The 7,771-nt window shown below is 66.5% G+C and carries 4 protein-coding genes; 1 reads left to right on the plus strand and 3 read right to left on the minus strand.

What is annotated here, in order from left to right:
• A partial coding sequence (locus tag AB0E67_RS35760) for an integrase core domain-containing protein (RefSeq protein WP_362034939.1) occupies positions 1-209 on the plus strand: 209 nt, incomplete at its 5' end.
• A 111-nt stretch (positions 210-320) separates the two neighbouring features.
• On the opposite strand, the gene AB0E67_RS35765 is transcribed toward AB0E67_RS35760, so the two are convergent.
• The 3 genes from AB0E67_RS35765 to AB0E67_RS35775 all read right to left on the minus strand — a co-directional run bounded on the left by AB0E67_RS35765 (position 321) and on the right by AB0E67_RS35775 (position 7,483).
• Positions 321-725 carry a hypothetical protein gene (locus AB0E67_RS35765; RefSeq protein ID WP_362034941.1) on the minus strand — a complete coding sequence of 135 codons (405 nt, stop codon included), beginning with the start codon at positions 723-725 and terminating at the stop codon, positions 321-323.
• 113 nt (positions 726-838) lie between these two features.
• On the minus strand, positions 839-6,994 hold the full coding sequence (locus tag AB0E67_RS35770) for a DNRLRE domain-containing protein (RefSeq protein ID WP_362034945.1): 6,156 nt from the start codon (positions 6,992-6,994) through the stop codon (positions 839-841).
• A 306-nt stretch (positions 6,995-7,300) separates the two neighbouring features.
• On the minus strand, positions 7,301-7,483 hold the full coding sequence (locus AB0E67_RS35775; RefSeq protein WP_362034943.1) for a hypothetical protein: 183 nt from the start codon (positions 7,481-7,483) through the stop codon (positions 7,301-7,303).
• Between the last annotated feature and the right edge of the window lie 288 nt (positions 7,484-7,771).

Genomic DNA, 7,771 nt, shown 5'->3' on the forward strand with positions numbered 1-7,771 from the left:
CGGACAACGCACTTGCCGAGTCGTTCAACGCGGCCCTCAAACGCGAGACGCTCCGTGATGCCCGCCGCTTCGACGGGGTCCACGCCTGCCGCCTGACGGTATTCCGCTGGACCACCCGCTACAACACCCGCCGACGACACTCCGCGAACGGACAGCAGGCACCGATCGCCTACGAACAGCAGTCAGCTACCCTGACACTTGCCGCATAACGACACGAACAGGTGTCCACTCTTCGGGGACAAGGCCCACCAGCCACTTTCAGGATGGCGCAGCCTCAGTGGGCGGGCGGTGTTGTCGATCGTGTTCCGTCCCGGCCGGTCTCATACTTCGTCGCGATGCGTGACGCTCCCGTCGGCGAACCGCCAGTAACGGCTATGGTTGCTCGAGCGCCAGATTTCACTGGCAGTGAGAGCGTGGTCGATCCATTCGCCGAGCTGAGGCAGCGCATGCGTCCGCAAAGCCGTGCGCGCATCGGCACGATCGCTCTTCGGTACCGATATGACATCGATGCGGAAGCCAACCGCATTCGGGTGGGTTCCATGTCCGTAGTTGAAGGGCTGCGCGGCGACCCATTCAATGCCGATGGCGTCTCCGGCGTCACTATGTCCTGAGAGAAACCTGAGATCGCTGACGTGTGACATTTTACTGTCGAGCGCTTCACTGATATCTGTGGCAGTCAGAGGCCAAGCACGATCGCGGGGGAGCCGACGATTTCTTGAAGTCATAGACAGAGTATGTCATGTCCCGGCGGTATGCGGGCATTGGATTTCCGGACCGCGCCGTTCATGTCTGGCCAGAAGGCGGCCGGAGTGAACCGGCCGCCTTCCGAATCCCACTACTACTTCCGGGTCAAATGCTTCTTGATTTTCTTCCATTCGTGCCCACTCCGACGTTCCTGCTTCGTCGGATTACGGCCGTAATGTTCACGGAATATTCGGTCGGCTGCCTGGTCGATGGATTCATTGCCTTTCCTTGTCTTTCCTCTGGCCCAGGAGGGAATGTCGCTCGCAGTCTCTTTGCCGGACTTTTTGGATGCCTTCGCCCAGAGGATCTTGACCTGGCGGATGGCCCAGGCCTTGCCCTTCAACCAGATGAGGGCGACGATGGCCACCACGGCGCCGACGCCGATGATCGTTAGCACGGTGCCCGCGCTGACTCCGAGTCCCGCGGCGCCGACGAGGGCCAGGGCGGTCATGCGTCCGTCGAGGTCGAGCATGTTGACGGGGTCGGCGCACACGTAGTCGTAGCTGTTGCAACTGCCACCGCTGACGGGGTCGACTGACAGGAAGCGTCCTGTGGCCGCGTTGTACAGCCGGACGCCCATCAGAGTTAGTCCGGTGACGGTCTCACTGGATCGTTGGTGGCCGCCGAGCCAGTCGTAGCGGGCTTCCGCCTGGCCGTCCCGGGGGTTGCCGTACTCGTCGGCGTCGAGCACCGTGGGCGCGACGGCGGTGTCCAGCGGGAGGAGCAGGCTGACGTCGCCGTGGATGTTGGTGAGCTGGAGGACGGTGCCGCCGGTCTTGGCCGTGGTGGCGGCCAGTTGGCCATCGGGGCCGGTGACCATGCGTGTCAGCGCGCCGGTGGAGGTGTCCTCGGTGATCCAGCGGGGGCTGTCGCCGTCGCTGTCGTAGTGGTTGACTTTGGAGCCGGTCTGGGTCCAGGTGGAGCCGCTGCCGGATTCGGTCTTCCAGGACCGGATACGCTGGCTGGCGTCGAGCTGCCAGGTCTGACGCATGCCGTTGGCGGTCTGCTGGTAGGCGAGGTCGTTGGCGTAGTAGCCGATCGTGCCGTTGCCGGGGGCCGCGGTGGTGCGGCCGAACGCGTCGTAGGTGTAACCGGTGTCGACGATGCGGTCGGCGCTGTCGTAGGTGTGGGTGGTGGTGGTGCCTCCCGTGGTGGGGCAGTCCAGGCCGGGGGTGCCCGGTGCGGAGGTCCGGGACTTGCGGTTGCTGCGGGCGTCGAAGGTGTACGTCCGCTTGGTGCAGATGGTGTCAGCGGTGTCCTCGACCGAAGCGAGGCGTCCGACCTTGTCGTACGTGTAGGACTGATCGGACCAGCCGGCGTGTGTGGTTACCTGGCCGAGAACGGAGCGGGTGACCGTGTCGGTCATGACACTGACGCCGTCACTGTCACGGATATAGGTACGTCCGATCGGCGCACCGGTGGTGTCCTCCGTCTGCCGGAGGGTGTAGCCGCCGGGCAGCTTCTGGGAGCTGACGGAGCCGTCCGCGGCGTAGGTGGCTTGGAAGACACCTGCGACGGAGTCGGCGGTCTTCGTCGCCATGCCACGCGGCTCGGCCGTGTGGTCGTAGGTGTATGTGACTGTGGACGGGGTGTTGTCCGTCGTCTTCACCGGGCGGTCGAGCAGGTCGTACTCGGTCGTAGTGACGCCGCCGTCAGAGTCCGTGTACGCGATCAGGCGGTCGAGCTTGTCGTACTCCCTAGTGATGGTGCCGCTGGTAGGCGACGTGGTCTTGACGGCCTGGCCGGTGGCCGGGTCGTACTCGGTAGTGGATTCCGGTACCGCCTGACCGACGCCACCGGTGGTGACGACCTTCGTCTGGCGCCCGGCGTTGTCATAGGTTGTGGTGGTTGTGCGGGTGGATCCGTTGGCGGCCTCTGTCACCTTGGAGGGGCTACCCCACCAGTCGTACTCGGTGGTAGTGGTCGGCATCTGCGACGGGTTGGTGCCACCTCCGGTGATGACACCGGCAGGTCCGGTTGAACAGACCTGGTCGGCCCATTCCGGGCGGCCTTGGCAGGTGCCGGTGCCGGTGGCGGACCAGTAGGTGGTCACCCGGGTCGCCGCGTCGGTGCCGGTGGCGCCGGGCAGCATTTGCTTGGTGACGCGGCCCTGGGCGTCGTACTCGGTCGCGGTCGCGATGGCGAGCCCACTGGGATCGTGGACGATCTTGATGGGCAGGCCCTTGGCCCAGTCGTAGGAGATTTGGGACGTGCGGTTCTCGGCCTGGATGCCAGGGTGCTCGCGGACTTGGGCACCAGCAGTGCTCTTGGTGATCTGGTTCTTGACGTTGGCCGTGCCGTCCGTCGGGCGACCGGCGTCGTACTCGTTGGCTGTCCAGGAACGGGCGGTGACCGAGGTGCCGGCCGTGATCAGCGTCGTGGTCCCGGACTTCAGGTCGGCGGTCAGGTCGATGCGGCGCAGCGGGCCGAACTTCTCCAGTTCCCGGGTGCCTGTCTCGTTGTAGACCGAGGTGGTGGCCAGCAGGTTCGCGCGTTCCGCGCTGGGGAGCTGCGCGATGCCGAGGTCGGCCTGAGTGGCCTCGTCGTCGGCAGTGGTGCCGAGGGCGACGGCCCGGTTGCCGGCGGACAGCTCGCGTACCGTGTTGCCGAAGCGGTCGTACTCGGTGGTGGTGACGTGCCCGCCAGGGGTGGCGCTGTTGACCGAACGCCCGGAAACACCCAGGTACGTGAGCGCGGCGCGGGCGTAGGAGCCTGCGGTCAGGCCACTTCCGGCGTTCGACGCCGGAACCGAGTCGGCGGGGAAGACGGCGGTCGCGTCGGTCGGGGCATCCATCTGACCCCATGCCTTCACGTCCGCGGCGCCCATCTTGTACGGGGCCTTGGTGCCGGTCAGTGGCACGTCGTAGACGACCGAGGTGGTTGCGGTGCCTTCCTCGACATCCTTCGTGCCCTGCTTCAGACCCGCGCGGGATGCCTTGAGGAGCATGCCGTCACCGGCGGTGTTCGCGTTGCCCGCCTTGCCGTAGGTGAAGGTCCACGGCAGCTCGCCGGGAGACGTCAGGCTGGTGATCCGGCCGGCCGCGTCGTAGCCGTACTCGGTCTTCAGCGCCGGGGTGATACGCGGTTCCCATGTTTCGCGGAGCCGTCCCGCGTTGTCGTAGCGGTAGGTCTGCACGGTCCTGAACGAGGCAGCGGTGGCTCCGGGCCCGGTCGACCACATGCGGATCGCGCTGACTCGGCCGGCGTAGGCACCGAATGTGTCTGCTGTGGCCGTGGTGGCGGCTGAGTAGAGGTACTCCAGGGCCCGGCACCCGGCGGTCTCCAGGTTCGCCGTGCAGGTGGCGGCGGAGACCGCGGAGGTCGGCGCGATGACCAGCTTGGGGCGGGCCAGCTTCTTGCCGTCCACGGTCACCGTCTCGGAGACGGTGGTGGTCGTGGAGTTGGTGAGGCCGTCCAGCAGCACGCTGGAGACCTGCCAGGTGGTGGCGGCCGGGTCGGGCTTGGTGAACCGGGTGACCGTGCCCTCGGTGTCGGTGAGCGTGAACGAACCGGTCACACTGCCGGTGAGGGTCAGATCCTCGGCACCGACCTCCGGTATCCAGCCCGTCTTGCCGCTGTTGGCCGTGAAGTGTGTCTCGTCGCCTTCGGAGTCCACGATCGCCACCGCAGTGTCCGTGATCCGGCGGACGTGGGAGTAGTCCGACTCCGCTTCCTCAGCCGACGTTCCGGCGACCCACTCCTTGCCGAAGATCGGGACCTGGCCCTCCTGCTCGGCCCCCTTGTCCGGGGTACGGGAGGAGGCCGTGCGGGACACCGAAAGCCCGAAGGCGGATGCCTCGTCGGCGGACAGGGTGAAGTCACCGGTGAGCAGGTTCACCGAACCCGGACCGACCTCGCTGGACGCCGCACCGGACGCGTTGCGGTCGACGACGACCGACAGCGGCTCCGTGGCACCGGTGCCACCGGGGCCGGTGAAGTCGGCCTTGATCTGTACGCTGCCGTCGGGGTCGACGGTGTCGGTGGCGTTCCAGACCAGCGGCGCGTTCTTGCCACCCGTCATCGCTACCGGCCAAGCGGTCAGCGCGGTACCACCCGAAGTCACCTGACCCACGGGGATCTTCACCCAGGGGTCGGCCTCGGAACGGCGCCAGGAGAAGGACACCTTGTCGTACTTCGATCCATCGGCCTCGGCGACCAGCGGCAGGCGGCGCGCCGTGCGCTCTCCCTCGCTCGGCTGGACGAAACCTCCGGGACCGGCATGGAAGGTGTACTCGATCGCTTCGGACTTGTTGTCGGCCTTGTCGACGGCCCGCACCTGCAGCGTGTGCGTGCCGTCCTTCGGCGGGGCGACGCTGATGGCCTTGCCGGCAGTGGCACCGCCGGTCGCGACCTTGGTCCAGGTCACCCCGTCCAGCGACCACTCAAGCCAGTTGTGGTCCGTGCCCGGCGGGGTGACGGTGAACGTGCCTGCCTGGCCGGCGCCCTTGACCCACTTGTCCGACGGATAGTCCGTGGACGTGATCTTCGTCGGGGCGGAAGGAGCCTTGGTGTCGACGGTGAACGTCTTCCACGCCGACCACTCGGTGTTGTAGTGCGTTCCGTCATACGGAGAGGTGCGGAACTTGTACGTCTTGCCGTCGGTCAGCTTCCCGGCGGGGACGGTTACCGAAGCCACCTGTCCGGAGGGCACGAACTTGGAGACGAGGACATCGCCGACCTGGGTGTTGGTGGCGTTGTCGAAGATCTGGAAGGTGCCGTTGACCTTGTCGCCGTTGGGGTCGACGAAGGTGTCCCGCAGCGTCGGAGTGGTGGTGTTGACCATGTAGGCGCCGCCGTAGGAGAAGTACGGCGGGCCGGCCTCCTGCTTGGTGCCGGTACGCGGCCGGTAGTTGTAAGTGACCACCAGCTTGGGCTGGTTCTTGGCCGCGTTGGCGGAGCTGACCTGCTTCCAGTGGGTGGTCGCGTCGGTCGCGGCGCGCAGGCCCATGTGGCCGCGGGTGGCCTTGGCCGAGGCCCACTTCTGCATCAGCCCGGTCACGTCCGCGTTGATCCACCCCGCACCGCCGCAGGCGGCGCGTCCCTTGGTCTCGGTGGACGAGTGGTGCTGCGCGACCCACGACGGCTGCGCGCTCCAGCGGGTGGCGGTGGAGGCCGCGCCGGTCTCCCAGACGGTCCACTCGTAGGGCTTGCAGTCGGAGTTGCCGGAGTGGACGTTCCACAGGCTCAGCTTCGCGCTGGAGACCAGCGCGTCCTGGACCGGTGTGGTGTTCCAGGTGATGAACGAGCGCGACACCCGGGTGGTGCCGTCCGGGTTGGTGGTGCCGGGGTTGCCCATGTGCAGCTCGGTGTTGGTGGACCAGTCCACCGTCTCACCGCGCTTGACCAGGGTGTCGAAGACATTGGACAGCGCCGAGGTGGAGGGATCCACCGTCACCGGGTACCGCGTTGCGGGGTCGGCGAGGAAGTCCGCGTCCGGGGTGACGACGAGATCCACCCCGTCCTTGGTCCTGACGACCTTCAGGTCGACCTTCGCCCGGTTGGTGTGCTCTCCGGAGACCTTGTCGACGCCCGCGTCCCACATCACCGGCGCGGGCATCACCGCACGCTTCTTCTTGCCGGACTCGACATCGGTGAACAGCAGGCTGCCGTCCTTGAGCTGTTTGACCTTCAGCCCGTCGGTCCTCAGCGGCAGGGTGTAGGAGTAGCCCTTGGCGGTGGGCCGTTCCTTCAGCTCGACGAACTGCTCGAAACCGGTGCGGGTGGCTTCCACGATCAGGTCGGCGCCCGGCAGGGCATCGGGGTACGTGGCGCGGGAGCCGTCCAGTTCCGGCTCGGGCAGGCCGCCCTTCCACCGCAACGTGATCTGCTCGTCCCCCTCGCCCAGGGTCACGAGGTCCCGCGCCGGGGCCGTCTCCGCGGCGGCCAGGGACCTCGGCACCGCACCGCCCCGGCCCGCCAGGCTCAGCCCCGACGGGTGGGCCTTGGAGGCAACCGACCCGTCCGGCCTCCGGGCCAGCTCGACGTCCACCTCCACCCACGTGCCGTCCTGCTGGAAACGGGCCGGACCGGCGGTCAGCTCAGTCGTCAGGCTGCCGTCCTTATTCACCCAGGTCCGAGAGGTCTCACTCCGCTCGGACAGCGCCTCGACCCGCTTGCCCGACAGCCGCGCCGCCACACGCGCGGAAGCAATGTCCGCAGCCTGCGTGACCGTTGACGTCTTCGGAGCGGCAACAACTTGAGAAGAGGCCGCAGTCGCTGGACTCACACCGTCAAGAAGGGTGACGGACAAGGCCACGGCAAGACCCTCCGCTATGTAGCGCAGGCTCCTCCCCGACCAGATCCGACCACGCGCCTCCGGCGCGCGTATGTGACTCATCATCATCCCTCGATTTCTTCATTACGGCTCCACCACGAATGTGATGCACCCGTGAAGGTACCGAGGAGAAAATGACCTACAATCCGAATAGACGGGAACGAAAGCGGCATTGCTGACAGAAAACCCAAGGGATCTTGATCATTTTGTGATGAAAAGGAAAAGCGAGTACCCCGGATAGACTCGAATCATGCATGCAGTCGCGGCCCATTTAAAAATGGCTCATTTAGAGAGCCTGTGGGCATCGGCCAGCAGCTCCACCAGGTAGGCGCGGCGCTCAGCCGGTGCGGCGAAGACCTCCGCCGCGTCCGGCACCGCCAGGACGCCGTCCTCCACGAAGATGACCTCCCGCAGGTTGGACAGCAGAGCGAGGTCGGTCGAGCGAGCGGACGTCGAACAGGTCATCCTCGCCGTCCCAGGCGGGACTTTGAGCGGGCGCGCCCAGACCGAACCAACCCTTGCGGCAGGCCATCGAGTCGATCAACGCCTGCTCGTCGTCGGCCGGTGGCTCGAAGCGGGCGAAGAAGTCATCCAGCACCTCCAGGACGTAGGACGCGGGGTCGCCGATCCCCCGCTCGGCCAACCAGCACCGCATCAACTAGGACTTGTCCGGTCGATCATGTTCGGAGCCAGATGACGAGTGCTGCTGCCGTGGCGGTGCCGAGGTAGACGTAGCCGCGTTTGTCGTATCTG

Source organism: Streptomyces sp. NPDC032161 (assembly GCF_040636995.1).
In the GTDB taxonomy this organism is placed as follows: domain Bacteria; phylum Actinomycetota; class Actinomycetes; order Streptomycetales; family Streptomycetaceae; genus Streptomyces.